General features: G+C 68.9%; 25 protein-coding genes. 11 read left to right on the forward strand and 14 right to left on the reverse strand.

Annotated features, from left to right (window positions below):
• Window positions 1-21: 21 nt before the first annotated feature.
• The 8 genes from ACWDYJ_RS22650 to ACWDYJ_RS22685 form a co-directional block, all read right to left on the reverse strand.
• Window positions 22-1,110, reverse strand: a complete 1,089-nt coding sequence (locus tag ACWDYJ_RS22650; RefSeq protein WP_451567400.1) for a saccharopine dehydrogenase — start codon at window positions 1,108-1,110, stop codon at window positions 22-24.
• Between the two features lie 298 nt (window positions 1,111-1,408).
• On the reverse strand, window positions 1,409-2,800 hold the full coding sequence (locus ACWDYJ_RS22655; protein WP_451567401.1) for a nucleobase:cation symporter-2 family protein: 1,392 nt from the start codon (window positions 2,798-2,800) through the stop codon (window positions 1,409-1,411).
• A gap of 332 nt (window positions 2,801-3,132) precedes the next feature.
• Window positions 3,133-4,536, reverse strand: a complete 1,404-nt coding sequence (locus ACWDYJ_RS22660; RefSeq protein ID WP_451567402.1) for an 8-oxoguanine deaminase — start codon at window positions 4,534-4,536, stop codon at window positions 3,133-3,135.
• Between the two features lie 191 nt (window positions 4,537-4,727).
• On the reverse strand, window positions 4,728-5,651 hold the full coding sequence (gene pucL, locus ACWDYJ_RS22665) for a factor-independent urate hydroxylase (protein WP_451567403.1): 924 nt from the start codon (window positions 5,649-5,651) through the stop codon (window positions 4,728-4,730).
• A 1-nt stretch (window position 5,652) separates the two neighbouring features.
• On the reverse strand, window positions 5,653-6,042 hold the full coding sequence (gene uraH / locus ACWDYJ_RS22670; protein WP_451567404.1) for a hydroxyisourate hydrolase: 390 nt from the start codon (window positions 6,040-6,042) through the stop codon (window positions 5,653-5,655).
• Between the two features lie 9 nt (window positions 6,043-6,051).
• On the reverse strand, window positions 6,052-6,558 hold the full coding sequence (uraD, locus tag ACWDYJ_RS22675) for a 2-oxo-4-hydroxy-4-carboxy-5-ureidoimidazoline decarboxylase (RefSeq protein ID WP_451567405.1): 507 nt from the start codon (window positions 6,556-6,558) through the stop codon (window positions 6,052-6,054).
• A 154-nt stretch (window positions 6,559-6,712) separates the two neighbouring features.
• A complete protein-coding gene (locus ACWDYJ_RS22680) occupies window positions 6,713-7,111 on the reverse strand; it encodes a helix-turn-helix domain-containing protein (protein ID WP_451567406.1) in 399 nt (132 codons plus the stop codon).
• Window positions 7,108-7,359: a thiamine-binding protein gene (locus ACWDYJ_RS22685; RefSeq protein ID WP_280916739.1), complete on the reverse strand. Its 252-nt coding sequence runs from the start codon at window positions 7,357-7,359 to the stop codon at window positions 7,108-7,110. The genes ACWDYJ_RS22680 and ACWDYJ_RS22685 overlap by 4 nt, the downstream gene beginning before the upstream one ends.
• A gap of 125 nt (window positions 7,360-7,484) precedes the next feature.
• Between ACWDYJ_RS22685 and ACWDYJ_RS22690 the strand changes: the two genes are divergently transcribed.
• The 4 genes from ACWDYJ_RS22690 to ACWDYJ_RS22705 all read left to right on the forward strand — a co-directional run bounded on the left by ACWDYJ_RS22690 (window position 7,485) and on the right by ACWDYJ_RS22705 (window position 12,138).
• Window positions 7,485-8,318, forward strand: coding sequence for a TIM barrel protein (locus ACWDYJ_RS22690; protein WP_451567407.1), 834 nt, complete (start codon window positions 7,485-7,487; stop codon window positions 8,316-8,318).
• Between the two features lie 75 nt (window positions 8,319-8,393).
• The gene (locus ACWDYJ_RS22695; RefSeq protein WP_451567408.1) at window positions 8,394-9,293 is read left to right on the forward strand and encodes a 2-hydroxy-3-oxopropionate reductase; all 900 of its coding nucleotides are present in this window, start codon (window positions 8,394-8,396) and stop codon (window positions 9,291-9,293) included.
• A gap of 207 nt (window positions 9,294-9,500) precedes the next feature.
• The gene (locus ACWDYJ_RS22700; protein WP_451567429.1) at window positions 9,501-10,958 is read left to right on the forward strand and encodes a catalase; all 1,458 of its coding nucleotides are present in this window, start codon (window positions 9,501-9,503) and stop codon (window positions 10,956-10,958) included.
• Window positions 10,959-11,556: 598 nt separating this feature from the next.
• A complete protein-coding gene (locus tag ACWDYJ_RS22705; protein WP_451567409.1) occupies window positions 11,557-12,138 on the forward strand; it encodes a TetR/AcrR family transcriptional regulator in 582 nt (193 codons plus the stop codon).
• 205 nt (window positions 12,139-12,343) lie between these two features.
• On the opposite strand, the gene gcl is transcribed toward ACWDYJ_RS22705, so the two are convergent.
• Window positions 12,344-14,131 (reverse strand): glyoxylate carboligase, encoded by a 1,788-nt coding sequence (gene gcl / locus ACWDYJ_RS22710; RefSeq protein WP_451567410.1) that lies wholly within the window; start codon window positions 14,129-14,131, stop codon window positions 12,344-12,346.
• 235 nt (window positions 14,132-14,366) lie between these two features.
• Here gcl and ACWDYJ_RS22715 point away from each other — a divergent pair, with 235 nt between their 5' ends.
• Window positions 14,367-15,194 carry a hypothetical protein gene (locus ACWDYJ_RS22715; protein WP_451567411.1) on the forward strand — a complete coding sequence of 276 codons (828 nt, stop codon included), beginning with the start codon at window positions 14,367-14,369 and terminating at the stop codon, window positions 15,192-15,194.
• Window positions 15,195-15,235: 41 nt separating this feature from the next.
• Window positions 15,236-15,724 (forward strand): glutathione peroxidase, encoded by a 489-nt coding sequence (locus ACWDYJ_RS22720; RefSeq protein WP_451567412.1) that lies wholly within the window; start codon window positions 15,236-15,238, stop codon window positions 15,722-15,724.
• A gap of 39 nt (window positions 15,725-15,763) precedes the next feature.
• On the opposite strand, the gene ACWDYJ_RS22725 is transcribed toward ACWDYJ_RS22720, so the two are convergent.
• Together ACWDYJ_RS22725 and ACWDYJ_RS22730 are read right to left on the reverse strand one after the other, a co-directional pair.
• The gene (locus ACWDYJ_RS22725; RefSeq protein ID WP_451567413.1) at window positions 15,764-17,512 is read right to left on the reverse strand and encodes an AMP-binding protein; all 1,749 of its coding nucleotides are present in this window, start codon (window positions 17,510-17,512) and stop codon (window positions 15,764-15,766) included.
• A gap of 45 nt (window positions 17,513-17,557) precedes the next feature.
• Window positions 17,558-18,703 carry a winged helix DNA-binding domain-containing protein gene (locus ACWDYJ_RS22730; RefSeq protein ID WP_451567414.1) on the reverse strand — a complete coding sequence of 382 codons (1,146 nt, stop codon included), beginning with the start codon at window positions 18,701-18,703 and terminating at the stop codon, window positions 17,558-17,560.
• A gap of 141 nt (window positions 18,704-18,844) precedes the next feature.
• Here ACWDYJ_RS22730 and ACWDYJ_RS22735 point away from each other — a divergent pair, with 141 nt between their 5' ends.
• From ACWDYJ_RS22735 to ACWDYJ_RS22745, 3 genes are all read left to right on the forward strand, one after another.
• Window positions 18,845-19,948, forward strand: a complete 1,104-nt coding sequence (locus tag ACWDYJ_RS22735) for a magnesium and cobalt transport protein CorA (RefSeq protein WP_451567415.1) — start codon at window positions 18,845-18,847, stop codon at window positions 19,946-19,948.
• 286 nt (window positions 19,949-20,234) lie between these two features.
• Entirely contained in the window at window positions 20,235-20,765 is a 531-nt protein-coding gene (locus ACWDYJ_RS22740) for an SMI1/KNR4 family protein (protein ID WP_451567416.1), read from the forward strand.
• 101 nt (window positions 20,766-20,866) lie between these two features.
• Window positions 20,867-21,451, forward strand: coding sequence for a hypothetical protein (locus ACWDYJ_RS22745; protein WP_362731359.1), 585 nt, complete (start codon window positions 20,867-20,869; stop codon window positions 21,449-21,451).
• Here the strand turns inward: ACWDYJ_RS22745 and ACWDYJ_RS22750 are convergent.
• Genes ACWDYJ_RS22750 through ACWDYJ_RS22760 form a run of 3 tightly spaced genes read right to left on the reverse strand, consistent with a single transcriptional unit; the run spans window position 21,436 to window position 23,518 of the window.
• Entirely contained in the window at window positions 21,436-22,695 is a 1,260-nt protein-coding gene (locus ACWDYJ_RS22750; RefSeq protein ID WP_451567417.1) for a tyrosine-type recombinase/integrase, read from the reverse strand. The two genes, ACWDYJ_RS22745 and ACWDYJ_RS22750, sit on opposite strands and share 16 nt — an antisense overlap.
• 57 nt (window positions 22,696-22,752) lie before the next feature.
• A complete protein-coding gene (locus ACWDYJ_RS22755) occupies window positions 22,753-23,334 on the reverse strand; it encodes a helix-turn-helix transcriptional regulator (protein WP_451567418.1) in 582 nt (193 codons plus the stop codon).
• The gene (locus ACWDYJ_RS22760; protein WP_267040274.1) at window positions 23,267-23,518 is read right to left on the reverse strand and encodes a helix-turn-helix domain-containing protein; all 252 of its coding nucleotides are present in this window, start codon (window positions 23,516-23,518) and stop codon (window positions 23,267-23,269) included. Before ACWDYJ_RS22760 ends, ACWDYJ_RS22755 begins: the two co-directional genes overlap by 68 nt.
• A 568-nt stretch (window positions 23,519-24,086) precedes the next feature.
• Here ACWDYJ_RS22760 and ACWDYJ_RS22765 point away from each other — a divergent pair.
• Both ACWDYJ_RS22765 and ACWDYJ_RS22770 read left to right on the forward strand, forming a co-directional pair.
• Window positions 24,087-25,007, forward strand: coding sequence for a hypothetical protein (locus ACWDYJ_RS22765; RefSeq protein WP_451567419.1), 921 nt, complete (start codon window positions 24,087-24,089; stop codon window positions 25,005-25,007).
• Window positions 25,004-25,702, forward strand: coding sequence for an ATP-binding protein (locus ACWDYJ_RS22770; protein ID WP_451567420.1), 699 nt, complete (start codon window positions 25,004-25,006; stop codon window positions 25,700-25,702). Before ACWDYJ_RS22765 ends, ACWDYJ_RS22770 begins: the two co-directional genes overlap by 4 nt.
• Window positions 25,703-25,713: the final 11 nt, after the last annotated feature.

Genomic DNA, 25,713 nt, shown 5'->3' on the forward strand with positions numbered 1-25,713 from the left:
AACACCGATCCGCGGCCGGCCCTAGGCGGCGCGGTGGGGGCTGTCCGGGAGGGTGGCCAGGGCCGTGGTGAAGGCGGTCCGGCAGCGGAGCCAGTCGGGGTCCTCCGGGGCCGTGGCGCTCAGGGCGAGGAGCTTGGGCAGCAGGTCCGCCGAGAAGGCGCGGGCCGCCTCGGCCGGGAGCAGGGACGGCAGATTGTCGATGGCGATCACGTCGAGCGGCGGCGTTGCGTCCCGGAGCCGCCGGGTCGGGGTGGTCCAGTCGGTGAGGCGGTCGTACACGGGCAGCAGGTGGAGCTCGGATCCGGTGTCACAGGTGATGTCCGCGATCACGGAGAGCCTGCGGGCGCCGCCCTCCAGGTCGGCCGGGGACAGGAAGGGCGGCACGGGCCGGGTGGTGAGCACCGCGTTGACCAGGATGTCGTGGCCGAGCAGCGCCGCCCGGTCCAGGCGGCCGGTCGCGGCGCGGCCCCAGCGGGTGAGCCGTATCCCGGCCGTGGTGAGCGCGTCACAGGCGCCGCGCCCGCTGCGGCCGTCGGCGCCGATCACCAGGGCGCGTAAGGGCCCTTCGTGTTCGGCCCGGGAGCGCGAGTCCCGTAAGCGCCCGTCGAGTTCGGCACGGGAGAGCGGGACCAGCGGGGCCGTCAGCCGTTCCCGCGCGTGCAGCGCGGCCAGGGCGGCACCCGCGTACCCCGCCCAGTAGCCGAAGGCGGCGAGCCTGCGGCCCTGTGCGTCGGCGAGGTACTCCAGGTCGAACAGGGTTCCGCCGCCCGCCGCGAAGCGCCGCAGCAGCTCCGGGGCCTGTGCCTGCCCCTTGTAGGCGTGCCCGAAGTAGACGTGCCGGTGGTGCAGGCGCTCGGGCGTCGGCGGGAGTTCCTTCAGCCCGAGGACGTACGCCGATCCGGGCGCGGCCCCCGCCCAGGACCCGGCCGGCGCCGTACCGCAGCCGACGGCCGCGTAGTCGTCGAGCGGGAAGACGCGGTGGGCGGAATCCTCCACGGTGATCCGTACGCCGCGGCGGACGAGCTGACCGGCGTCGTGGGGGGTCAGCGGTGCCCGCCGTTCGGTGGGCCGTGTCTCGCTGCGCACCCAGAGCTGCGGAAGTCCTGCCATCGCTGTACCACCTGTCTGCGGAGGGGGGCCAGGGCGTCTCTTTCGCCGTGCAAGCGATGTCTTTCCGTCCCGCGTACGGCGCACGCGGGATCGGCGCGCCAACTCCCGACCCGCGCGCACCGCGTGTCCCGCCGGTCGCCGTACGCATCAGGGGCGCGGCATACGGATACGGCGGTGCGCACGCCACACCCGCAGTGGGTGGCGTGCGCACCGCCGCACGGTCTTGCAGCACCGATGACACTGCAATGTCACAGGTCCAGGTCTTAACGTCCCAGCCCAGGGTTCGGGGTCACCCCGGTCAGTGCACCACCACCGCCTCCGCACCGGCGGCCGAGGCCTCGCCCTTCTTGACCCCGAGGTGGTTGAAGGCCAGGTTGAGCGCGATCGCCACCACACAGCCGGTGCTGATACCGGAGTCGAGGACGACCAGCAGGTCCTTCGGGAAGGCGTGGTAGAACTCCGGCGCGGCGATCGGGATGAGGCCGATGCCGACCGCGGCGGCGACGATCAGGGCGTTCTCGCCCTTCTCCATGGCCGCGCTCGCCAGGGTCTGGATGCCGCTGGCCGCGACCGAGCCGAAGAGCACGATCCCGGCTCCGCCGAGGACCGGCAGCGGGACCACACCGATGATGGAGGCGGCCACCGGGCACAGGCCCAGCAGGATCAGGATGCCGCCGCCGGCGGCGACCACGAACCGGCTGCGCACCTTCGTCATCGCGACGAGTCCGATGTTCTGCGCGAAGGCGCTGCACATGAAGCCGTTGAACAGGGGGCTGATCGCGCTGCCGAGGGTGTCGGCACGCAGGCCGCCCTCGATGGTCTTCGCGTCCGCCGGACGGCCCACGATCTTGCCGAGGGCGAGGATGTCGGCGGTGGACTCGGTCATGCAGACGAGCATGACGATGCACATCGAGATGATGGCGGCGACCTGGAACTGCGGGGCGCCGAAGTGGAACGGGGTGGGGAAGCCGACGAGGCCCGCGTCGCGGACGGCGTCGAAGCTGGTCATGTTCAGCGGTATCGCGATGAGCGTGCCCACGACCAGGCCGAGCAGGATGGAGATCTGCTGGAGGAAGCCGCGCAGGAATTTGCGCATCAGCAGGACGATCGCCAGGGTGAGGGCGGCCATGCCGATGTTCTTCATCGAGCCGTAGTCGGCGGCGGTGCTGTTCCCGCCCTGCGACCAGTTGAACGCCACGGGCAGCAGCGACACGCCGATCAGCGTGATGACGGTGCCGGTGACGACGGGCGGGAAGAAGCGGACGAGCTTCCCGAAGTAGGGGGCGGCGAGGAAGCCGACCAGTCCGGCGACGATGATCGCGCCGAAGATGATGGGGATGGCGTCGTCGCCTTCGCCCTTGCCGATGGCGATCATCGGGGTCACACCGGCGAAGGACACGCCGTTGACGAAGGGGAGTTTGGCGCCGATCTTCCAGAACCCGAGGGTCTGGAGGAGGGTGGCGAGCCCGGCGGTGAAGAGGGAGGCGCCCATCAGGAAGGCGGTCTCGGTGGCGGACAGGCCGACGGCGGGTCCGACGATCATGGGCGGGGCGACGACGCCGGCGTACATGGCGGCCACGTGCTGCAGCCCGCTCGTGAACATTTTCAGCGGAGGCAGGGTCTCGTCGACCGGGTGCTTCTCCTCCGGTACTGCGACTGCGTCTTTGCGAAACCTGGGCGCTGCGGCCACGGTTTCCTCCGGTCGGTTAGACACGTCGGCGGGGACGTGGGTGTCATGGAGGTGGTGCGAAAGCTGTGCGAGTCGAGCCTGTGTTCAGTTGTGTGTCCCAAAGGGGTGCAGAAACGATTCGCCCGAGTCAGTTCCGCAGTCGTGAAAGGCAGTGCCGTGGCAGTGGGGCAGTGGGGTGCTCCGCGCTGTTCACGTGCTCGCGTGCCATGAATCACCGCCCCGGGAGCGCCTTCGGTTTTCCTCAGGCGCTTCCCGGGAACGGCTGCCGCGGACCCCGCTCGGGTCCGCGGCCGCCGGCCGAGGGCCGTCCCCCTCGGCCGGACTCCGTGCGATCAGCCCTGCGCGGTGATCCGCGCGAGGCGCTGAGCCTCTTCCCGCGTGGACGCGGCGATGGCGTCCTCGTCGGCGAAGAGCAGTCGGTTGTTCTCGACGATCTGCTTGCCGTTGACCAGCGAGAGGGTGACCGGGGCGGCCGCACCGAAGACCAGCGCGGTGACCGGGTCGGCGATGGAGGAGTGAGCCAGGGTGCTCATGTTCCACATCACCAGGTCGGCGCACTTGCCGGCTTCGAGCGAGCCGATGTTGTCGGCGCGGCCGAGGACCTGGGCGCCGCCGTACGTACCGAGGCGCAGGGCCTGGCGCGCGTTGAGGGCGCGCTCGCGGTGCACCGGGTTCAGGCGGTTGATCAGCAGCGCGTTGCGCAGCTCGGTGTGCAGCTCACCGGACTCGTTGGAGGCCGTGCCGTCCACGCCGAGGCCGACCGGGACACCGGCGGCGAGCATGTCCGGGACGCGGGCGATGCCGGCGGCCAGACGGGCGTTGGAGGACGGGCAGTGCGCGACACCGGTCTTGGTGCGGGCGAACGCGGCGATGTCGGAGTCGTTCATGTGGACGCTGTGCGCCATCCACACGTCCTCGCCGAGCCAGCCGGTCGACTCGAAGTAGTCGGTCGGGCCCATGCCGAACAGTTCCTTGCAGAACTGCTCTTCCTCGACGGTCTCGGAGCCGTGGGTGTGCATGCGCACACCCAGGCGGCGGGCCAGCTCGGCGCCCTGCTTCAGCAGCTCGGTGGAGACCGAGAAGGGGGAGCAGGGGGCGACGGCGACCTGGGTCATCGCGTCGAAGGAGTAGTCGTGGTGCTTCTTGACGGTCGCCTCGGTGTCGGCGAGCGCGCCTTCGAGGGTCTCGACGGCGTGGTCCGGCGGCAGACCGCCGTCCTTCTCGCTGCGGTCCATGGAGCCGCGGGCGAGGGTGAAGCGGACGCCCATCTCGGACGCGGCGCGGATGATCGAGCCGGAGAGGTCGCCGGAGCCCTTGGGGAAGACGTAGTGGTGGTCCATGGCGGTGGTGACGCCGCCCTTGGCCATCATCGCCAGGGAGCCCTGCGCGGCCGTGTAGGTCATCTGCTCGTCGATGCGCGCCCAGGTCGGGTACAGCGCGACGAGCCAGTTGAACAGGTTGTGGTCGGTGGCCAGGCCACGCGTGATCCACTGGTAGAAGTGGTGGTGCGTGTTGACCAGACCGGGGGTCACGAGGTGCCCGGTGCCGTCGATCCGGCGGACTACGTTCTCGAGGTTCTCGGGGGCCTTGCCCGCACCGATGGACTCGATCTTGTTGCCTGCGACGACGACGTGACCCGAGGCGTACTCGGTGTCGTTCGCGTCGACGGTCGCAATCGCACAGTTCTCGATGACGATGCGCTCGACGGCGCTGTCAGGGGCTGCCGATGCTGCCATGGGACTTCCTCGTGCTTTCAGTGGCGGTGCGGGCACGGCAAAACCCAGGGGATTTGAGTGCCGGAGCCGGGGGCCTTGGCAGCTGACAGTACTGCCGCCCCGAGTGGTGCGTCCGGGTGCCGATTCAGGAAGTTCTCGAGTGTCGCGCCGTCCCGGGGCCACTGCGGAGCCCCGGGACGCGCGTGCCGCACTCAGAGGTTGGTCATGTCCACGGGGATACGGGCGTCAACGCCGTCGCGGAGAACCGTCGCCTCGATCAGACCGTACGGGCGGTCCGCGGCGAAGTAGACCTCGTTGTCGTTCTTGAGGCCGAAGGGCTCCAGGTCGACGAGGAAGTGGTGCTTGTTCGGGAGCGAGAAGCGGACCTCGTCGATCTCCGAACGGTGGTTGATGATGCGCGAACCCATCTGGTACAGGGTCTGCTGCAGCGAGAGGGAGTAGGTCTCCGCGAAGGCCTGGAGCATGTGCTTGCGGGTCTCCGCGTAGGACTTCTCCCAGTTGGGCATCCGCTGCTCGTCATCCGACCAGTTGAAGCGCCAGCGAGCCGACACCTGGGTCGCCAGGATGCGGTCGTAGGCCTCCTTCAGGGTCGTGTACTTGTCCTTCACGTAACCCCAGAACTCGGAGTTCGTGGAGTTCATGACGACCAGGTCCTTGAGGCCGGAGATGACCTCCCAGTTCTTGCCGTCGTACGTGATCTGGGTGACGCGGGTCTCCATGCCCTGGCGGACGAAGGAGTGGTTCACCTCGTCGGAGCCGATGAACTTGGAGTTCGCGTCCGAGGTGGCGATCCGGTCCCAGGAGTACTCCTCGATCCGGATGCGTGCCCTCTGGATCGGCTCCTGGCTGTTCACGAACCAGCGCGCCAGGTGGATGCCGAACTGCTCGGCGGACTCGATGCCGTGCTCCTTGGCGAACGCGTACACCGTGTTCTTGGTGGTGTCCGTCGGCAGGACGTTGGCGTTCGAGCCGGAGTAGTGGACGTCGTCCATGTCGCCGGAAAGGGCGACCGAGACGTTCAGGTCCTTGATGTGGTGGGTGTCGCCGTCCCGCGTGATCTTGACGACGCGGTTCTCTGCTTTGCCGTACTGGTTCTGGCCGAGAATCGTGGCCATGCTAGCTCCCTCGGTAAACGGAGTAGCCGAACGGGTTGAGCAGCAGCGGTACGTGGTAATGCTCGCCAGGAGTGACTGCGAAGGTGATCGTCACTTCCGGGAAGAACGCACCGCTGTCCCTTACGCGGGGGGCGTCCTGCTGCGCCTCGGCTTGCTTCTTGTCAAAATACGTCTCGGTCTCGAAGTCGAGACGTACGTGGGTGGTGCCTTCCGGCAGCGCCGGCAGGTCCTTGCAGCGCCCGTCCGCATCGGTGGCGGAGCCGCCCAGGGCCGCCCACTCGCCATCGAGGCCCGTACGGGCCGACAGGGAGATGGCGACGCCCTCGGCGGGCTTGCCGATGCTGGTGTCCAGGATGTGCGTGGACACCGAAGCGGTCGTGTCAGTGCTCATGCGCGGGGTTCACTCTCCTTCTACGAGGCGGGTCAGGCGGATCCGGTTGATCTTGACGAGTTCGCCGCGGGCGATTTCGCGCTCCTGCTCGGGCGAATTCCGGATCCGGACCTTGACCGCGTCCCGCATGAACTCGCCGGTCGCACCGGTGGCGCAGATGAGGAAGACGTGGCCGAACTTCTCCTGGTACGCCAGGTTCAGTTCGAGGAGTTCGTTCTTGAGCTCCTCCGAGGCGCCGGCCATGCCACGCTGCTCGCGGGCGGAGGTCGGGTCTCCCGGCTTCGGGCGGCCGATCGGCGCGTGGCCTCCCATCGCCTCGCCCAGGTCCTCCGCGGTGAGCTCGGCCATGGCGGCCTCGTTCGCGGCGAACAGGGAGTCGGCGTCGGTGAAGGGGCGCTGGGCGAGCAGCTTGCTGCCCCATGCCGAGCTGGCGCACACCTCGTGGAGCTCGGCCGTGGCCGCGCTGTCGTCCAAGGTGTTGAACCGGGTGAGACCCGGGGTCGGACTCGAAGTCACGGTAGGCCTCCGTGGCCTGTTGTTGCTTTGACGGGCTGCGCATAGCTAACGCCCTCGACAACACGGCGTCAACACTTTGTTGAAACTTCCCGTACACAAAAGCCGCCGCCCGGATGAATTGGGCGGCGGCTCGTCACGCAAGGTGAAAGCGCCTTCACTCCTGGCTGTTCTTGCCGGCCCGGGTGGGGGTGCCGGCGTCCCTGTTCAAGTAGTTGTAGACGGTGAAGCGGCTCACTCCGAGCGCTCCCGCGACCGTTTCCACGCCGTGCCGTACGGAGAAGGCGCCGCGCGCCTCGAGTATCCGGACCACGTCCTGCTTCGACTTCCGGTCGAGCTGCGCCAACGGTACGCCGTGCCGGCGCTCCAGCGCCGCCAGGATGTGATCCAGCGAGTCGGACAGCTGGGGCAGGCGTACGGCGAGCAGGTCCTGGCCCTCCCAGCTCAGCACGACGTCGTCGGGCTGCGCCTGCGCGGGATCCATGAGCACGCCGCCCATCGCGTCGACCAGCGGTTTGACCGCGGTGACGAAGGGGTGGTCGCGGGGCTCGGTCATGGGGTGTCCTCCCCGATCACGTTGACCTGGAGCGAGACGCGCGTCGCCCCGGCCTCCAGCGAGTCGCGCAGCAGCGCGGCCACCGCGGTCAGCACCCGGTCGGACTCACCCTCGGCGGTGTTGCCGAACGGGCCGACGTCCACCGCGTCCAGCTGGGCCTTCTGGATGACCTCGCGAGCGGCCACGGCATGGGCGGGGGCCTCTTCGAGATCGAAGGGCTCGGTCGTGAACTCCACTCTCAATCGCACGCAGGTCAACCTACGCGCGGTCGGGATTTTTCGGGAGTCGGCACTTGACATCCGCGCGGAAGCCGATGCAGTCTTCCATCAAGCAGAAACTAACTTCCGCAATACGGAAGGAGCGCATACCCCTCATGGGATACTCGGACCAGCGCTTCGATGTAAACCTTTCGATCCTCTTCACGGAACTCCCGCTCCTGGAGCGTCCCGCGGCTGCCGCCGCGGCGGGCTTCACGGCGGTCGAGCTGTGGTGGCCCTGGATCGAGACCCCCACCCCCGCACAGGCGGAGCTCGACGCCCTCAAGACCGCTCTTGAGGACGCCGGCACCCAGCTGGTGGGCCTGAACTTCTACGCCGGCCAACTGCCGGGTCCGGACCGCGGCGCGGTCTCGGTTCCCGGCGAGGAGTCGGAGCGCTTCCGCGCCAACATCGACGTCGCGGCGGACTTCGCCGCGTCGGTCGGCTGCAAGGCGCTGAACGCCCTCTACGGCAACCGCGTCGAAGGCGTGGACCCGGCCGTCCAGGACGAGCTCGCCCTGGAGAACCTGGTCATCGCGGCCCGCGCCGCGGACCGTGTCGGCGCGATCCTCCTGATCGAGACGCTGAACAAGCCCGAGTCGCCGCTCTACCCGCTGGTGAGCGCCCCGTCCGCGATCGAGGTCGTGGACAAGGTCAACGCGGCCACCGGCCTGGGGAACGCCAAGTTCCTGCTCGACCTGTACCACCTGGCGATGAACGATGAGGACCTCTCCGAGGTCATCGAAAAGTACGCCGCCAAAACCGGCCACGTCCAGATCGCGGACAAGCCGGGACGCGGTGCCCCCGGCACCGGCGAGCTGCCTCTCGAAGCGCTCCTCGACCAGCTGAAGAAGGCCGGATACGAGGGCTACGTAGGCCTCGAGTACAAGGCGGCCGACGCCGCCGCGTCCTTCGCGTGGCTGCCGGCCGAGGCCCGCGCCGCCCAGTAGGCGGACAAAGTCCGGGCGAACAGCCAGGCACCCCCCGCACTTTTCGTACAAAGCATTAAGAGAAGGACCCTCATCATGAGCAACCCCACTGCGCTCCCGTCGATTGCGTGGATCGGTCTCGGCATCATGGGCTCGCCCATGGCCGAGAACCTCCTGAAGGCCGGCTACTCGGTCACCGGCTTCACGCTGGAGCAGGACAAGCTCGAGCGCCTGGCCGCCGCCGGTGGCAGCGCGGCCGGTTCGATCGCCGAAGCGGTCAAGGACGCCGACGTCATCATCACGATGGTGCCCGCGTCCCCCCAGGTCGAGGCCATCTCCTACGGTGAGAACGGCATCCTGGAGAACGCGAAGTCCGGCGCGCTGATCATCGACATGTCGTCGATCACCCCGCAGACCTCGATCGACCTCGCGAAGAACGCCGCCGCGAAGGGCATCCGCGTCATCGACGCCCCGGTGTCCGGCGGCGAGGCCGGCGCCATCGAGGCCGTCCTGTCGATCATGGTGGGTGGCGAGCAGGCCGACTTCGACGAGGCCCTGCCCGTGCTCCAGGCGCTCGGCAAGACCATCGTCCTGTGCGGTCCGCACGGCTCCGGCCAGACGGTGAAGGCTGCCAACCAGCTCATCGTCGCGGTGAACATCCAGGCGTGCGCCGAGGCCGTCGTCTTCCTCGAGAAGTCGGGCGTGAACCTCCAGGCGGCCCTGGACGTCCTCAACGGCGGTCTGGCCGGCTCCACGGTCCTGACCCGCAAGAAGGACAACTTCCTGAACCGCGACTTCAAGCCCGGTTTCCGGATCGACCTGCACCACAAGGACATGGGCATCGTCACCGACGCCGCCCGCAACGTCGGTGCGGCCCTCCCGGTCGGCGCGGTCGTCGCCCAGCTGGTCGCCTCGCTGCGCGCCCAGGGTGACGGCGGCCTGGACCACTCGGCTCTGCTCCGTGCGGTGGAGCGCCTCTCCGGCGCTCAGGTCTGATCTTTCTCCTCCCCTGACGGGGACCTGAGTTTCCGGATGGCGCCGGTGCTGACACCTGTCCTGTCGCGCCCAAGCGTCGGCGCCGTCCGGATTTCCTCTCTCCAACTTTGTTCAACAAACTGTTGACGTTACGTTCAAGCCGAATTTAGGCTGTTCCGCATGACGGAAGACGCTTTCCGTCGCAGTTATCCCGTACGGAAGGTCACCATGTCGAAGCGCACGCTGACGACCGAGTCCGGCGCCCCGGTCGCCGACAACCAGAACTCCGCCACCGCCGGCGTCGGTGGCCCGCTCCTGGTCCAGGACCAGCAGCTCCTTGAGAAGCTTGCCCGCTTCAACCGTGAGCGCATCCCGGAGCGCGTGGTGCACGCCCGCGGCTCGGCCGCGTACGGCTACTTCGAGGTGACCGACGACGTCACCGCGTACACCAGCGCCGCGTTCCTGAACACGGTCGGCAAGAAGACCGAGACCTTCCTGCGGTTCTCCACCGTGGCCGACTCGCTGGGTGGCGCGGACGCGGTCCGCGACCCGCGCGGCTTCGCGCTGAAGTTCTACACCGAAGAGGGCAACTACGACCTCGTCGGCAACAACACCCCGGTGTTCTTCATCAAGGACCCGATCAAGTTCCCCGACTTCATCCACTCCCAGAAGCGCGACCCCTTCACGGGCAAGCAGGAGCCGGACAACGTCTGGGACTTCTGGGCGCACGCCCCCGAGGCGACGCACCAGATCACCTGGCTGATGGGTGACCGCGGCATCCCGGCGTCGTACCGTCACATGAACGGCTACGGCTCCCACACGTACCAGTGGACCAACGAGTCGGGCGAGGCCTTCTTCGTCAAGTACCACTTCAAGACGAACCAGGGCATCCGCTGCCTGTCGGGTGAGCAGGCGGCCGAGCTCGTCGGCAAGGACGCGAACTCGCACCAGACCGACCTGCTCCAGGCGATCGAGCGCGGCGTGAACCCGAGCTGGACCCTCTACGTCCAGATCATGCCCGCCGCCGAGGCCGCGGACTACCGCTTCAACCCGTTCGACCTCACCAAGGTGTGGCCGCACAGCGACTACCCGCTGCAGCGCGTGGGCCGCCTGGTCCTCGACCGCAACCCGGACAACGTCTTCGCCGAGGTCGAGCAGTCCGCCTTCTCCCCGAACAACTTCGTCCCGGGCATCACCGCCTCGCCGGACAAGATGCTCCAGGGCCGTCTCTTCGCGTACGCCGACGCCCAGCGCTACCGCCTCGGTGTGAACCACACCCTGCTGCCGGTCAACGCCCCGAAGGCGACCAAGGCCGAGAACTACGGCCGCGACGGTGTCATGGCGCTGCGCAACGGCTCGCGCCACGACAAGAACTACGAGCCCAACTCGTACCAGGGTCCGGCCGAGACCGGTCTGGCCCTCGGCGCCCCGAAGGCCGTCTCCGGCTACACGGGCACCCACGAGGCCCCGGCCCACACCAAGGACGACAACTTCTTCCAGGCCGGTGAGCTCTACCGCCTGATGTCGGAGGCCGAGAAGCAGCGTCTGGTGGCGAACATCGCCGGCGGCCTGTCGCAGGTCACCCTGGAAGACGTCATCGAGAAGAACCTGGCTCACTTCCACGCCGCCGACGCCGACTACGGCAAGCGCGTCGAGGAGGCCGTTCGCGCCCTGCGCGACGCCTGAGCCGCACAGCTGTACCGGGGGCCTGACGGGAGGTCAGGCCCCGGGTGCTGAACCCGCACCGCGGACCCGGATGAGGGGTGGTACGCGGTAAGGGAGGACGAGGACCGTGGCGGGCGTGCGAGCCAGTGCGGTGGTAATGGGTTCCGAGGCCCGTCTCTTGACCTGAGGGAGACGAAGCCGGAGTTCTCGTCGCCGCCCGCCACGGTCCCAGCCATCTCCTTCTGTACAGGGGCCACGCACAGAGTCCCCTGTACGACGAGGAACACGAACTCCGCCCGGCGGCGCGAACGTCCCCTTCTGGACGCCGTCCTCGCACCGCTTCGCGGGCATCGGGCCGGCTGCGCCGGCCTCCGGCCGCCGGGTCTGTCCCGGGCGGCCACAAGCTCCGCCCGGCGGCGCGAACGTCCTGTCGCGCCAGCCTCGCTCCGTCGGGCGGTATCAAACCAGAGCGCCGAGTCACGGACGGTCCCGTGACTCGGCGCTTTGCCGTGCCCGCCATGCCCGCCATGCCCGCCGTGCGCGAGCGGTACAGGCCGTAACGTGTGCCCTTGACTGAAAGGTCAGTCAAGGGTGTTCCGAGCGGAAGGCGCGAGTGAGCGTGGCCGAGCGTCAAGCGTTGATCCTGGAAGCAGCCGTACGCGTCATCGCGCGCAGCGGCGTCAGAGGGTTGCGGGTCGAGGAGCTGGCGGCCGAGGCCGGGGTTTCCACCGCGCTCATCTATTACCACTTCAAAGACCGCGCCGGCCTGATCCGGCGCACCCTCGCCTTCGTCAGCGACCGCGCCGTCGGCTACACGGACGAGGCCCTCAAGGACGCCGAGGACGCCCGCGAGGTACTTCTGCGGCTGCTGGGCGGCGAACTCCAGGACACCCCGGGCGTACGCGAGAACAGCATCGCCTGGGGCGAGCTGCGGGCCAGCGCCGTCTTCGACAGCGGTCTGCGCGAGGCCCTGGCCGAGTCCACCCGCGGTTGGATCCAGGACACCGCCGACGCGGTCGCGGACGCCCAGGCGGCCGGCCTCGCCGCGCTCGGCGCGGCCCCGCTCGACGCCGCCGAGCGGCTGACGGCTCTCGTGGAAGGGCTCAGCGAGCGCTGGCTGAGCGGTTCGCTTGGCCTGGAGCGCGCCCGCGAGCTGCTCGAAGGCGCGGTGGACGCCGAGCTGGGCCCGCACCCCGGCTAGCGGTGCTGTTCGGGCGGGACGGGGCGGGGCGGTTGGCGGGGCGGTTGGCGGACGTGTACGCGTCCGCGACGGTGAACACCCGCGCCCGCCCGCTCCTCGACGCGAGACGGACGCAGCAGGCGCGTAAGGCGCGAAACGGCCCCCGTACTCCTGGAGGAGTACGGGGGCCGTTCGTCACCGCTCAAGCGGAGCTACCGGGCTGCCGTCAGACGGACAGCGGGAGGATCGCGGTCGGGGCGTGGCCCGGCTCGGTCGCGAGCTCCTCGAACTCGGTCACGTCGCTCATGTCGACCGTCTTGCTCATCGAGATGTTGGTGACGCGCTCCAGGATGGCCTCGACGACGACCGGGACCTGGAACTCCTGGGCCAGCTTCTTGGCCTGCTCGAAAGCGGCACCCAGCTCGTTCGGGTCGGTGACGCGGATGGCCTTGACGCCCAGGCCCTCGGCGACCTTGACGTGGTCGACGCCGTAGACGCCCAGCTCCGGGGTGTTGATGTTCTCGAACTCGAGGTTGACCTCGAAGTTGATGCCCAGGCCGCCCTGCGCCTGACGGATCAGGCCCAGGTAGGCGTTGTTCACCAGGACGTGGACGTAGGGGACCTTGTGCTGCGCGGCGACCGCGAGCTCCTCGATCATGAACTGGAAGTCGTAGTCGCCCGAGAGCGCGACGATCGGGGTCTCCGGGTCCGCGGTGGCGGCACCGATCGCGGCCGGGATGGTCCAGCCGAGCGGGCCGGCCTGGCCGCAGTTGATCCAGTTGCGCGGCCGGTAGACGTGCAGCATCTGCGCGCCGGCGATCTGGGAGAGGCCGATGGTGGTGACGTAGCGCGTCTCCGGGCCGAAGGCCTTGTTCATCTCCTCGTACACGCGCTGCGGCTTCATCGGGATGTTGTCGAAGTGCGTACGGCGCTGCAGGGTGGCCTTGCGCTCCTGGCCGGAAGCGGCCCAGGCGCTGAAGTCGGGCAGCTTGCCCTCGGCCTTCAGCTCCTTGGCGACCTCGATGAAGAGCTCCAGGGCGGCCTTGGCGTCGGAGGCGATGCCGAAGTCCGGGGCGAAGATCTTGCCGATCTGGGTGGGCTCGATGTCGACGTGGACGAACTTGCGGCCCTTGGTGTACGCGTCCAGGTTGTAACCGGTGTGACGGTTGGCCCAGCGGTTGCCGATGCCGAGGACGAAGTCCGACTCCAGGAACGTCGCGTTGCCGTAGCGGTGCGAGGTCTGGACGCCGACCATGCCGGCGCTCAGCTCGTGGTCGTCCGGGATGGTGCCCCAGCCCATGAGGGTGGAGATGACCGGGACGCCCGTCAGCTCGGCGAACTCGACCAGCAGGTCGCAGGCGTCGGCGTTGATGATGCCGCCACCGGCGACGATCAGCGGGCGCTCGGACTCCAGCAGGAACCGGATGGCCTTCTCGGCCTGGGCGCGGGTCGCCTGCGGCTTGTAGACCGGCAGCGGCGCGTAGGTCTCCGGGTCGAACTCGATCTCGGTCAGCTGGACGTCGATCGGCAGGTCGATCAGGACCGGGCCGGGACGGCCGGAGCGCATCAGGTGGAACGCCTGCTGGAAGACGCCCGGGACCTGCGCGGCCTCCAGGACGGTGGTCGCGGCCTTGGTGACCGGCTTGGCGATCGAGGCGATGTCGACGGCCTGGAAGTCTTCCTTGTGGAGCTTCGCGACCGGAGCCTGACCGGTGATGCACAGGATCGGGATCGAGTCCGCGATGGCCGAGTACAGGCCGGTGATCATGTCGGTGCCGGCCGGCCCCGAGGTGCCGATGCAGACGCCGATGTTGCCCGCCTTGGCACGCGTGTAGCCCTCGGCCATGTGCGAAGCGCCCTCGACGTGGCGGGCGAGCGTGTGCTTGATACCGCCCACGTTCTTGAGCTCGCGGTAGAACGGGTTGATCGCAGCGCCGGGCACGCCGAACGCTTGCGAAACGCCCTCGAGCTTGAGGATCTCCACTGCAGCGGCGGCGGCTGTCATACGGGGCATCGAGTTCTCCTGCGGGTCTGGCGGTCAGGCTTTTCCGTAATCCGGAAGTATTGTTCTGCTATACGGAACAAGCTAAGCGGCGACTCCCTGCTCGTCAAGGCGGTGGGACACCTCGGAACCCACCAAAAGCCGCTTCTCGTTCAGCGAGTTGCACAAATGGCCGGGATCCGCGCCACGGTGGTGGCGCGTGGTGGAGCATGTACCTACGCACAGCGACGGAGGGGGTCCAGAACTCATGGCGGAAGCGGTACCGGTGCGCTGTCCGGCGTGCATGCGCGAGAACGGCTACACCGCCCCGGTCTTCCCGTGCGCCTGCGGGAGCCCGGTCACACCGCCGCTCGATCTGGCGGCGGCGCCCCTGCCTCTCACCCATCGCACCTGGTCACAGAGCTGGGTGACCGTGCGGTGCGGGTCGTGTGGGCGGGAGAGCGAGTGGCCGCACCCGGAGGTGGGGTGCGGCTCGTGCGGAACGGTGGTCCTCGTTCCGGTCCATTCGCCGGAGTCGGAGGAATCGGCGGCATCGACATCGACTCCGGCTTCGGCCGAATCCGGTCCGGAGGTCCCGGGCGCGCGGGGCGGCGTACGGGCGGACGCGTCCGGGGCGGATCGGACCTCCGCCGCTCCGGCGGAACCCGACCCGGGCACGAGCCCGGCCGCCGGGCGGACGCCGGTGCCGCGGCCGCCGTTTCGGCCCGTGACCATCCGTACGGCGCGGGACGCGGTGGCGACGGCCGCGTTGTACCTGCGCTGGCTCGGCTTCCAGGACGTCCGCCAGCCCGACGGGCTGCCGATCCCCTCGGCGGCCGTCGACCTGCGCGCCCCGGGCGTGGTCGCGCAGGTGGACCCGACGACGGCGCCGGCCGGGCTGCGGGCGGTGGAGTGCGTCTGGCTGAACGGCCTGACGGCTTCCGCGACCAGCGTCTACTTCTCCCTCGCGGGCTATACGAAGGACGCCCGCAGCCGCGCGGACGACCTGGGGATACCGCTCTTCGTCCTGGACCTCACCGGCATGCCGCAGCCCTTCAACGACCCGGCGGACCAGCTGATCGGGACGGGGGCCTAGGCTCGGACGCGATATCCGCCCCACCTCGCAGAGGAGAGCCGATGAGCCTGTACGACATCCCGCTGACCACCCTGGACGACGAGCCCACCAGCCTCGCGGCCCACAAGGGCAAGGCGATCCTGCTGGTCAACACCGCCTCGCAGTGCGGGCTCACCCCCCAGTACTCGGGACTGGCCCGCCTGCAGTTCAAGTACGAGGAGAAGGGCTTCACCGTCATCGGCGTGCCCTGCAACCAGTTCGGCGGCCAGGAGCCGGGCAGCGCGCAGGACATCCAGACCTTCTGCGCGGCGGGCTTCGGGGTGACCTTCCCGATGCTGGAGAAGTCCGAGGTGAACGGCGAGAACCGGCACCCGCTGTACCAGGAGCTGGTGAAGGTTCCGGACGCCGAGGGTGAGGCGGGGGACATCCAGTGGAACTTCGAGAAGTTCCTGATCTCCCCCGCCGGCGAGGTCGTGGCGCGCTTCCGCCCGCGTACCGAGCCCGAGGCCGACGAGGTCGTCGCCGCGATCGAGGCGCTCCTGTCGGCGTAGGGCTCGCTCCGGGCGGCGGCGTCCTCCCAGGGCTTCGGCTCAGCCCACGAGGTCGGACTCGTCGTACTCCCCCGCGGAGCCGGCCGCGGTGAGCTCCCGCAGCTCGACCCGGCGGATCTTCCCGGACACCGTCTTGGGCAGCTCGGCGAACTCGATGCGGCGGATCCTCTTATAAGGGGACAGGACCGCCCGGGAGTGCTCGAAGAGCGCCCGGGCGGTCTCCTTGTCCGGCTCCCAGCCGGCCGCGAGCGTGATGTACGCCTTCGGCACCGCGAGCCGCAGCTCGTCCGGGGCCGGTACGACGGCCGCCTCGGCGACGGCGTCGTGTTCCAGCAGGGCGCTCTCCAGCTCGAACGGGCTGATCTTGTAGTCGGAGGCCTTGAACACGTCGTCCGCGCGGCCGACATACGTGAGGTAGCCGTCCTCGTCGCGCGAGGCGATGTCCCCGGTGCGGTAGAACCCGTCCGCCATGGCCTCGGCGGTGCGGGCGGGGTCGTCGCGGTAGCCGGTCATCACTCCGGCGGGGCGGGGGCGCAGGTCCACGCACAGCTCGCCCTCGTCCGGGGACTCCTGGCCGGTGACGGGGTCCAGGAGCACGATCTCGTAACCGGGTGCCGGACGGCCCATGGAGCCCGGCTTGACGGGGACACCTGGAAAGTTGCCCACCTGGAGGGTGGTCTCGGTCTGGCCGAAGCCGTCGCGGATGGTGACGCCCCAGGCCCGGCGGACCTTCTCGATGACCTCCGGGTTGAGCGGTTCACCGGCGGCGACGGCCTCGCGCGGCGGGCGCTGGAGCTTGGTGAGGTCGGACTGGATGAGCATCCGCCACACGGTGGGCGGGGCGCAGAAGGTGGTCACGCCGCCGCGGTCCATCTCGGCCATCAGGCGTTCGGCGTCGAAGCGGGTGTAGTTGTACACGAAGACGGTCGCGCCGGCGTTCCAGGGGGCGAAGAGGTTGGACCAGGCGTGCTTGGCCCAGCCGGGCGAGGCGATGTTGAGGTGGACGTCGCCGGGGCGCAGCCCGAGCCAGTACATGGTGGAGAGGTGCCCGATCGGGTACGACGCGTGGGTGTGCTCGACCAGCTTGGGGCGGGCGGTGGTGCCCGAGGTGAAGTAGAGCATCAGGGGGTCGGTGGCGAGGGTGGCGTGGGCGTCGTCCGCCTGACTGAAATCTCCGTCAGCCCTTTCCGTAGCCCCTGCCCCTTCCGTAGCCCCTGCCCCTGCCCCTTCCGCGTCCTCGTCCATGTCCGCCAGTCGGCGCCATCCGCGGGGGACGTCGGGTCCGGCGGCGATGCGGGTGTAGGCGCCGGGCACCTGGTCGAACTTCCCCGCGTCCTCCGTCCGGGCGATCACGTGGCGTACGTGACCGCGGTCGACGCGGTCGCGCAGGTCGGCCGGGCCGAGCAGCGGGGTGGCCGGGATGACGACGGCGCGCAGCTTCATCGCGCCGAGCATCACCTCCCACAGCTCGCGCTGGTTGCCGAGCATGACGAGGATCCGGTCGCCCGCCCCGACGCCCTGGGCGCGCAGCCAGTTCGCGGCCGATCCCGACCGCCGGCTCATCTCCTCGTAGGAGACGCTCTGGCCGGAGCCGTCCTCCTCCACGATCCGCAGGGCCGGGGTGGCGGGCGTACGGGTGGCGATGTGGTCGAACCAGTCGAGGGCCCAGTTGAAGCGCTCGGGGCGGGGCCAGGTGAATCCGGCGTGGGCGGCGTCGTACTCCCCGCGGTGTGCGAGCAGGAAGTCCCGCGCGGCCAGGAAGCTGTCGGTGGCGCTGTTCTGCGTCATGACACGCATCGTGCCGCGCCCGGTGGGCACTCCACCAGGGCGGCGTCAGCCGTGGATTGACCCGAAGCGCACCGTTCCCGGCGCGCCGGCCATGGCGGCGAGGAGCGCCTCGCCTTCGGTCGCGATCTCGTCCTTGCGCGCACGGGACTGCGTACCGAACAGCTCCACGGTGAGCGCCGGGCGTACGTCACGACCGTCACGCTCGCCGCCGTCGTCGCCGTCGATGCGCCACAGTCCGGCGAGGAAGCCGTCGACGAGCAGGGCGCGGTGGGCCTGGTTCCCGGTCCACGTACGGCCCTTGACCTCGGGGCTGACGACGCGGGACCGGTCGGCGTGCGAGAGCAGCAGGTTGTCGTACTCGGGCAGGAAGCGGGGCGGGGCGGGGGTGTCGGCATCGGGCCGGGGCGCGTGGGGCAGGTCGAACAGCTCTACGCCGTTCTCGTCGCGGAAGGTGACCAGGTCCGGCCGTAGCCGCTCGAAGGCCTGGCGCAGCCGGGTGACGCCCGCCCAGGTCTGCATGTCCTTGACGGAGGCGGGGCCGAAGGCGCCGAGGTAGCGCAGCACCACGTCGTCCACCTGCCGCGGCGCCTGCGATCCGGCGCTCTCCCCGACCCAGGCCTCCACCGTGGTCAGCCGTACCTGCCCGCTGCGCCCCCACACCCCGCGCGGCGTGACCTGGACGAGCGGGAGCAGGCAGCGCGCGGCGACCGACAGGGACTGCGGGTCGGCGGCGGGCCATTCCCGCAGCAGCTCGTCGCGGATCTCGCCCATGGTGCGCGGCGCGGTCTCGACGAAGGCGCGGGCGCGCTCGCGGAGCCGGTCGAGGTCCACACCGGTCAGGCCCTTGCGGAAGTAGGTGACCTCCCGGTCCCGGGCGGGTTGCACGAGCGGCCTGAGGGTGAGGGCGTCGTGGGCGGTGTGCAGGTGGATGGTGGACCGCATGGTGACCATCCGCACCACCTCCCGGGACTCCATGAGCCCGGCCAGCTCGGCGGGGCGGAATCCGGCGAGGCGGGCGTGGAGCTGGAAGTAGGGGGGTTTGACGTTCTGCGCCTGGAGCCCGAGGAGGTGCGTGACGGCGTCCCGCGCGGACATCTCGGCACGGCTGAGGAGCAGCTGGCGGGCGAGCGTGGCACGGTTCAGCGCACGGGTGTCGAGTACGGCGGCTGCGGGTTTCGTCCTGGAGGCCATGACAGCAAACTAACCTCCGTCGCGGACGAGTTCTGTCCGCAATCGCAGGAGGAGCCGAGCGGCCGACGCCGTAACCGATTCACCCGATATCCTACCTCTTGCCCGTAACCACCTTCCTGCTCGAACGGGAGCTGACCTGCGATGTCGGACCGCCGCCCGGACCGCCACCCCTCCCCGTCCCCGCGCGCGAAGCCCGCACCGCCGGCCCCCACACCCCCGAACCACCGCAGCCTGATCGACTCCGCCGTATACCGCGACGGCCGCCGCGTCGCCTCCCCCGCCACCCTCGCCGACACCTTCCGCAGGCTGCGCGAACAGCCCGACGGCATGGCCTGGATCGGCCTGCACCGCCCCACGGAACCCGAACTCCACTCGCTGGCCGCCGAGTTCAACCTCCACGAACTCGCCGTCGAGGACGCCCTGGAGGCCCACCAGCGCCCCAAGCTGGAGCGCTACGGGGACACCCTCTTCGTCGTCCTGCGCGCCGCCCGCTACCTGGACGCGCTGGAGGAGGTCGAGTTCGGCGAACTCCACATCTTCGTCGGCCCGGACTTCCTGATCACCGTCCGCCACGGCGGCGCCCCGGACCTCTCCTCCGTCCGCCGCCGCATGGAGGAGAGCCCTGAACTCCTCTCCCTGGGCCCCGAGGCCGCCCTGTACGCCATCCTCGACGCGGTGGTCGACGGCTACGCCCCGGTCGTCGAAGGCGTCCAGACCGACATCGACGAGATCGAGACGGAGGTCTTCCGCGGCGACCCGGAGGTCTCCCGCCGCATCTACGAACTCTCCCGAGAAATGGTCGAGTTCCAGCGCGCCACCCGCCCCCTGGTCGGCATGCTCCACGGCCTGATGGCCGGCTTCGCCAAGTACGGCACGGACGAGGAACTCCAGCGCTACCTCCGCGACGTCGCGGACCACGTCACCCACACCAGCGAACGCGTCGACGGCTTCCGCCAGGCCCTGACAGAAATCCTGACGGTCAACGCCACCCTGGTCTCCCAACAACAGAACGCCGAAATGCGCGCCCTGGCCGAAGCGGGCTTCGAACAGAACGAGGAGATCAAGAAGATCTCCTCCTGGGCCGCCATCCTCTTCGCACCCACACTCGTGGGAACCATCTACGGCATGAACTTCGAGACCATGCCCGAGCTGAAGTGGGCCGCCGGCTACCCCTTCGCGATCCTGCTGATGGCGGTGGTCTGCGTGAGCCTGTACGTCATCTTCAAGAAGCGCGACTGGCTGTAGACCGCACACCAGCGCCGTTGATCAACTTAGCTCTTGCGAACGCATGAAAGCGGCCCCCACGACCCCCTGGGGAGAATCTGGGGAGAATCCGCAGCCGACCCATGCCGGGTACTCCCCCGCGCCTTGGGGCTGGCCCTCCCGCACCGCCGATCACCTTCGACGGCACGCAGTTGCGGAGGGTAACGACAAGGTCTGTCCTGTCTCCCCCGACGACTACAAACCGGCAGTCGTCCAACAACCGCGCCCGTAGAGCGCCACTGTCCGACCCCCTGTCTAGCCTGTCTCCGTGAAGCCCACCGATGACCGCCACTTCCCCGCCGCGCTCGCCACTGCGATGGCCGTTCGATTCGACTACGCCGACGGGAAGACCGGGGTCGACTTCGAGCCCTTCCCGGCCTTCCTGTCCGCTGCCGAGACCACCGACTGGCTCCAGGCGTGGACCGGGAACAGCGAACTGGACGGCAACGACTTCCGCGTGTTCGGACAGGACGGCACGGGCGGGTACGCGGCGATCTGGCTCATCCGCCCGAGCCGGCCGCTGGCCGAGCAGCCCGTCGTCTTTCTCGGGTCCGAGGGAGAGACCGGTGTCGTCGCCCGCGACCTGGGCGACTTCCTGTGGCTACTGGCCGACGGCTTCGGCCCCTGGGAAGCCGCCACCTCGTACGAGCCCGACTGGAAGGCACACCCCAACCCGGAGCTGGCAGCCATCGCCGAAGGATTCGCACCGCACCAGCGCCGGTCAGCCGCTGCCGTGATCGAACTGGCGGCCCAGGAGTTCCCCGACTTCGACGACACCATCATGGAACTCTGCCGCTGAACCCAGCCTCGCCACCTGCACGACCGGGCAGAGGAATGGGGGACGCTCACTCAAGTCACCACGACCCTTGTCGCGTTCGAGCATCGCTGTAGCCTCTGGCCATGAATCACAGGGAAGGCGAGGACGCGCTGGTTCTGGAGGCTCGCGAGATGCTGGCCACCGGACGGGGCAAGGAGGAGGTCTTCGCCGAACTGGCCGCACGCACCGGTGAGTGGGACGCCTGCGCGTTGGCCCTATGTCTGGCCCTGGGAGTCCCCCGGGCAGACGCCGAAGTCCGGATCAGCGAGGTTCGGCCCCTCTTCGCAGAGTTCGAGGTAGGAGAGGAAGACCTCGTCGCCATGCTTCTCGGCTGTGGGCACGTGTTCGTCGTGGACCGAGTACTGGACGGTCGCGGTGAGCGGATCCACGACCTGTTGTGGACCGCGGCCTGCGCCCGCGGAGGCTTTCCTGGCGGCATGATCCCCTGGTTCCGTACTGGGGAGCTCACGAAGATCTTCCTGCTCCTCGCGCAGACTCGGTTCCGGAACGGACGGGGCTCACCTCCCGAGTTCTGGGCGGCCATGGTTACGGCCGGGGAACTCCTGGCGACCGAGGACGGCTCGGACCAGGCAGAGGTGACGGCGGGGCTGGAACATTGCCGGGCGCAGGCGACCGCTGTCGGAACGGGCTCTCAGATGCTGCCGTGAGAGGAAACGAGGCCCTCAGGTACGTACTCGGGCGCCGTGCCGAGTACTGCGTCGATAGCCACGCGGCCCTTGCCGCCAGCCTCCGGCATGAAGTGGGCGTAGTGGTCGAGGGTGATGGTCGGACTTGAGTGACCGAGCCACCGGGCAAGCGTGACGATGGACTCGCCCGCTTCGAGGAGCACCGAGGCGTAGGTGTGCCGCAGCACGTGGAAGCCGTCCTTACGGGAGGCCTTCCACCGAGCCCCCTTCTCCCGCACTGGAATGACTCCGGCCGCGGCGAGGGCCGGCTTCCAGGCCTCGTCGTTGAAGATGTTGGCGCGGATGGCGTTGCCGTAGGTCGTCGTGAGGACGAGCGGGAAGCTCTGCTTCTCCCGGTCGGTCTCCGGCCCGCCCCAGGGGAGCTCGACGTCGACCGCCGGATGGTCGAGGAAGTACGCGGCCAGTTCCGTGGCCACCGACCGGGGCATGTCGACGATGCGCGTCTTGCCGCCCTTGGGCAGAGCGAAGTAGAGGCGCCCGGAGAGAAGTTGCACCTGCCTGCGCACTCGGATGACGCCGCGTTCGAAGTCGATGTCCTTCGGCGACAGCCCGAACACCTCGCCCTGGCGCAGCCCACACCCCAGCGCGACGACGACCGCGATCCGGTAGCGAGGATTGATCACGTCCCGCACCCGCTGCGCCGTTGCCAGCGGCCACGCGTCACGATCGTCGTCGGGGGCCTTCGGCCAACGCACCGTCTTGGCCCGCATCGGGTTGCGGACGAGGCGCTTGTCGTCGATCGCGGTCTCGAAGATGTTCGACAGCGAGGTGAGGATCTGCCGGGCGTACCGCGGAGAGCACTCGCCTTCGAGCGTGGCTATGTAGCCGCGCAGGACGGTCGCCGACACGTCTCGCAGCGCCACCGCACCGAGGTGCGGAAGGATGTGGAGTCGTACACGCTCGTCAACTCGTTTGACCGTGCCGGGCGCGCCGCGAACGCCGGCGCGCCAGTGGCGCGTGACGAAGTCCGTCAAGGTGATGGAGCCGTCGCGCGGGTCGACGAACTCGCCCCGTTCGCTGTCGGTGCCAGACCGCCGAAGCCACCCCTTGGCGTCCTCCAGCACGTCGAACGACATGTCCCGGACGCCCGGGATTCCAGCGACACGATACCGAGACCCCTTGCCGTAACGGGTCGTACGCTCACGCTTCCCTGTGACGGGATCCTTCTTCTTTTTGATCCAACGGTCTTCGATATAGCCGGCCAAAGAATTCCTCGGGGTAAGGGTTAGGCGTAGGGCGGATGGTAAGGCCGGGTAGATCGGTCAGGCCGTGGCCGAGTACCCGGCGCGGCGCTGCGGGGCGGCATTCACCGGATTTAGGGAAGTATTACTGCGGGAGTCCGCCTGCTCCTGTTCCCGGATCCACTCGTCAAGCGTTTCGATCCGGTACATCACACGTCCGCTCCGCCCCATCCGAAAACTCGGCGGACCTTGGCGACGGTGTCGCCACACGTAAAGGGTGGCGGGCGACAGCCCCAGGTATTCGGCGGCTTCATGCACGTTCAGAAAACCCCTCCCCAGCGGCGACACACGGGGAGACATACGGACATTCGCCAGCAATTCACTGTCACAAGCAACACTTCGCACGTATCGAAACCTTCGGGGTCTTCCGTCGGCAACCTGCGGCGACGGACATCGGGCATGACGAGCCCGCCCCCGCTTGCTGTCAGGCAGGTGGAGCGGACTACTTCTATGGTCTGGAGAATCCCCGGTTTGGCTGACCGGGGATCGTCGGGTATAAGCCGGGGCGGCGTCACAGCGCACCCACGCGGGACCCCTACGTCGCGGGCTGGAGCAAGGCGAGTGGGGAGACACCGAGGGCGGCCGCAATGGCGACGAGGTCATCCACGTCGCAGCGCCGGCGGGTGCGTTCGATGCGGGACAGCATGGTGTTGGTCATGGGGTGGCCGAGCTCGGTGACACGGGCAGCGAGCTCGCGCTGGGCGAACCCGCGCGAGGTGCGCAGGCGCTCGATGGCACCGGCGGTCCGTTCTCCGGCGGGACCGATTTCCGTAGCTCTTCGGGGCATGCGTCTGTTGTAGCTCGGGTTCCCGGGTTCTCGTAATCGCGGAAGCCCAGACATGGGACTTTGGGGCCCGTTTCACGGAGAAGGAACTGGCGATTCCCGCATAGACAGCCATTGCGGAACTACGACCCATCTCGGACCACAGAGGTGCGCACACCATCAGTGGCTCCGGGCGGCGGAAACATAGATCGCCTCGCCTACCCCGGTCAATGGCTTTCGGGGTGCGATCTTCGCCGCTCTCCCTGCGCCGTCGACTTTTTGGTCAACCGGGGATTCGCCCTTACTGTGAAGTCGTTCGCGATCAGCGATGCGCTCTGACGCTTTTCGAGTGCGGATTCGCTGGACTTGCGCGGGCTGGGTGTGGCTGTCTTGGCTAAGCACCCCCGACAAAGGAATCGGCTCCCGGCGTTGCAGCGCCGAGAGCCGATGGGAGCCCCTTGTCCAAACCGCCCACTCCTGAACGGATCTGAGGAACGTCTATGCCCCACAGTACGGCCGAAGCAGCCGTCCGCACACCCGCGCCCACCATGGCGTCACCGTCCCAGCAGCAGGCGAAGGCGGGGCGATAGGCGTGGCACGCATCCGCACCATCAAGCCGGAAGCCTTCAGCTCCGAATCGCTGGCCGCCGTCAGCATCACCGCAGAGCGGACGTTCTTCGGTCTGCTCACCCAGGCCGACGACCACGGCCGGTTCCGTGACCAGTCCGCCGTCATAGCGGGCCTCTTGTGGTCCCTGCGCCCCGAACACGGCCCGATCGAGGTCGAGGACGACCTCACCCAGCTCGCCGGCAATGAACTCATCTGCCGGTACGAGGGCGAGGACGGCAAGCGGTACCTGCACATCGTGACCTTCTCCAAGCACCAGAAGGTCAACCGCCCCAGCGGTGTCCGGCACCCGAACTGCCCCTACCACGACGGCGGCCGGGTACCCCTGACTTCACCGCTGGCGCAGGGAGGGCTCCGTGAGTCGTCCGTGCACCATCAGGCGCCCGTCCCGGAGCTCGCACCCGCACCTCCTGCCACTTCACTGATCCCCGTATCCGCAGGTCAGGGCGGATTCGGTGAGCCCTCCGTGCAGCATCAGGGGGAGGTGCGGGAGCCTGCGCCGAGCCCTCACGGTCCGGATCTAGGACCTAGGATCGTGGATCTAGGATCTCCGTTGGGAGGCGCGAGCGCCCCCGCCACACCCCAGACCGCAACGGCCCAGCAACTGGTCGCCGAGTACGTCGCCGCGTGCGGGAAGCTCCCTCCGGAGAGGGTCCTGGGCCATGTAGGCCGGGAGATCAACAAGTTGCTGTACGAAGGCATCGACCCGGACCACATCCGAGCCGGGGTCGACCGCATGCGCCTCAAGAGCCTCTACCCGAGTCTGCTGCCCAGTCTGGTCAACGAGGCCATGAACCCACCCCAGGCCACTGCTGGCGCCCGCAGGACCCCTCAGCCGTACACCAACCCCGTTGACGCCGAAGCCGCTTACGGAGGCCAGCTGTGACCACCGCGACCCGCGAACCCCAGCGTGCTGGCACCCTGGCAGCCCGTCTCCAGGCCATTCTCGCTGCCAAGGGCATCGACCCCGACACCGCACCCGCCGGGCCCACGGTGGAGCCGGTGACCACCCTGGAACTCGCCGACCGCCGCATCCCGCCCCGCTACCGCGAAGCACTCGCCACCCAACCCGAAGTCCTGGGCTGGGTGGAGGCGGTCACCGGCGCCGGGCGGAACGGGCCGGCCGGTACCCGGGGCATCGCCTACGGCCCCTCGCTGCTGATCGCCGGAACCACCGGCATCGGCAAGACACATCAGGCCTACGGAGCCGTCCGCTCGCTGCTGGCCGCCGGAGTACGCCTGCGCTGGCAGGCGGTCACCTCCGCCGACCTCTACGCCCAGCTCCGGCCCCGGCCCAACCACGACCCCGAGCGGGAGATCCAAGAGCTCGGCCGGTGCCCGCTGCTGATCCTGGACGACCTCGGCGCGGCCAAGCAGTCCGAGTGGACCGAGGAGCTGACGTACCGGCTGATCAATCGCCGCTACACCGAGATGCTCCCGACCCTGATCACCACCAACCTGCCCATCGCGGAACTCCGCAACGCAGTCGGGGACCGCGTCGCCTCCCGTCTTGCAGAGATGACCACCCGCGTCATCCTCACCGGCCCAGACCGCCGACGCGCCCAGCCGTCAGGCTCCTGACCACCACGGTC

Source organism: Streptomyces sp. NPDC003042 (assembly GCF_053591315.1).

What these genes read in the sequence shown, in the direction of transcription:
- ACWDYJ_RS22650 (WP_451567400.1), bottom strand. Translation starts at nt 1,110, where the DNA reads ATGGCAGGACTTCCGCAGCTCTGGGTGCGCAGCGAGACACGGCCCACC.
- ACWDYJ_RS22660 (WP_451567402.1), bottom strand. Translation starts at nt 4,536, where the DNA reads ATGGCAGCATCGGCAGCCCCTGACAGCGCCGTCGAGCGCATCGTCATC.
- pucL (WP_451567403.1), bottom strand. Translation starts at nt 5,651, where the DNA reads ATGGCCACGATTCTCGGCCAGAACCAGTACGGCAAAGCAGAGAACCGC.
- uraH (WP_451567404.1), bottom strand. Translation starts at nt 6,042, where the DNA reads ATGAGCACTGACACGACCGCTTCGGTGTCCACGCACATCCTGGACACC.
- ACWDYJ_RS22680 (WP_451567406.1), bottom strand. Translation starts at nt 7,111, where the DNA reads ATGACCGAGCCCCGCGACCACCCCTTCGTCACCGCGGTCAAACCGCTG.
- ACWDYJ_RS22690 (WP_451567407.1), top strand. Translation starts at nt 7,485, where the DNA reads ATGGGATACTCGGACCAGCGCTTCGATGTAAACCTTTCGATCCTCTTC.
- ACWDYJ_RS22695 (WP_451567408.1), top strand. Translation starts at nt 8,394, where the DNA reads ATGAGCAACCCCACTGCGCTCCCGTCGATTGCGTGGATCGGTCTCGGC.
- ACWDYJ_RS22700 (WP_451567429.1), top strand. Translation starts at nt 9,501, where the DNA reads ATGTCGAAGCGCACGCTGACGACCGAGTCCGGCGCCCCGGTCGCCGAC.
- gcl (WP_451567410.1), bottom strand. Translation starts at nt 14,131, where the DNA reads ATGCCCCGTATGACAGCCGCCGCCGCTGCAGTGGAGATCCTCAAGCTC.
- ACWDYJ_RS22715 (WP_451567411.1), top strand. Translation starts at nt 14,367, where the DNA reads ATGGCGGAAGCGGTACCGGTGCGCTGTCCGGCGTGCATGCGCGAGAAC.
- ACWDYJ_RS22720 (WP_451567412.1), top strand. Translation starts at nt 15,236, where the DNA reads ATGAGCCTGTACGACATCCCGCTGACCACCCTGGACGACGAGCCCACC.
- ACWDYJ_RS22725 (WP_451567413.1), bottom strand. Translation starts at nt 17,512, where the DNA reads ATGACGCAGAACAGCGCCACCGACAGCTTCCTGGCCGCGCGGGACTTC.
- ACWDYJ_RS22730 (WP_451567414.1), bottom strand. Translation starts at nt 18,703, where the DNA reads ATGGCCTCCAGGACGAAACCCGCAGCCGCCGTACTCGACACCCGTGCG.
- ACWDYJ_RS22735 (WP_451567415.1), top strand. Translation starts at nt 18,845, where the DNA reads ATGTCGGACCGCCGCCCGGACCGCCACCCCTCCCCGTCCCCGCGCGCG.
- ACWDYJ_RS22745 (WP_362731359.1), top strand. Translation starts at nt 20,867, where the DNA reads ATGAATCACAGGGAAGGCGAGGACGCGCTGGTTCTGGAGGCTCGCGAG.
- ACWDYJ_RS22755 (WP_451567418.1), bottom strand. Translation starts at nt 23,334, where the DNA reads ATGACCTCGTCGCCATTGCGGCCGCCCTCGGTGTCTCCCCACTCGCCT.
- ACWDYJ_RS22760 (WP_267040274.1), bottom strand. Translation starts at nt 23,518, where the DNA reads ATGCCCCGAAGAGCTACGGAAATCGGTCCCGCCGGAGAACGGACCGCC.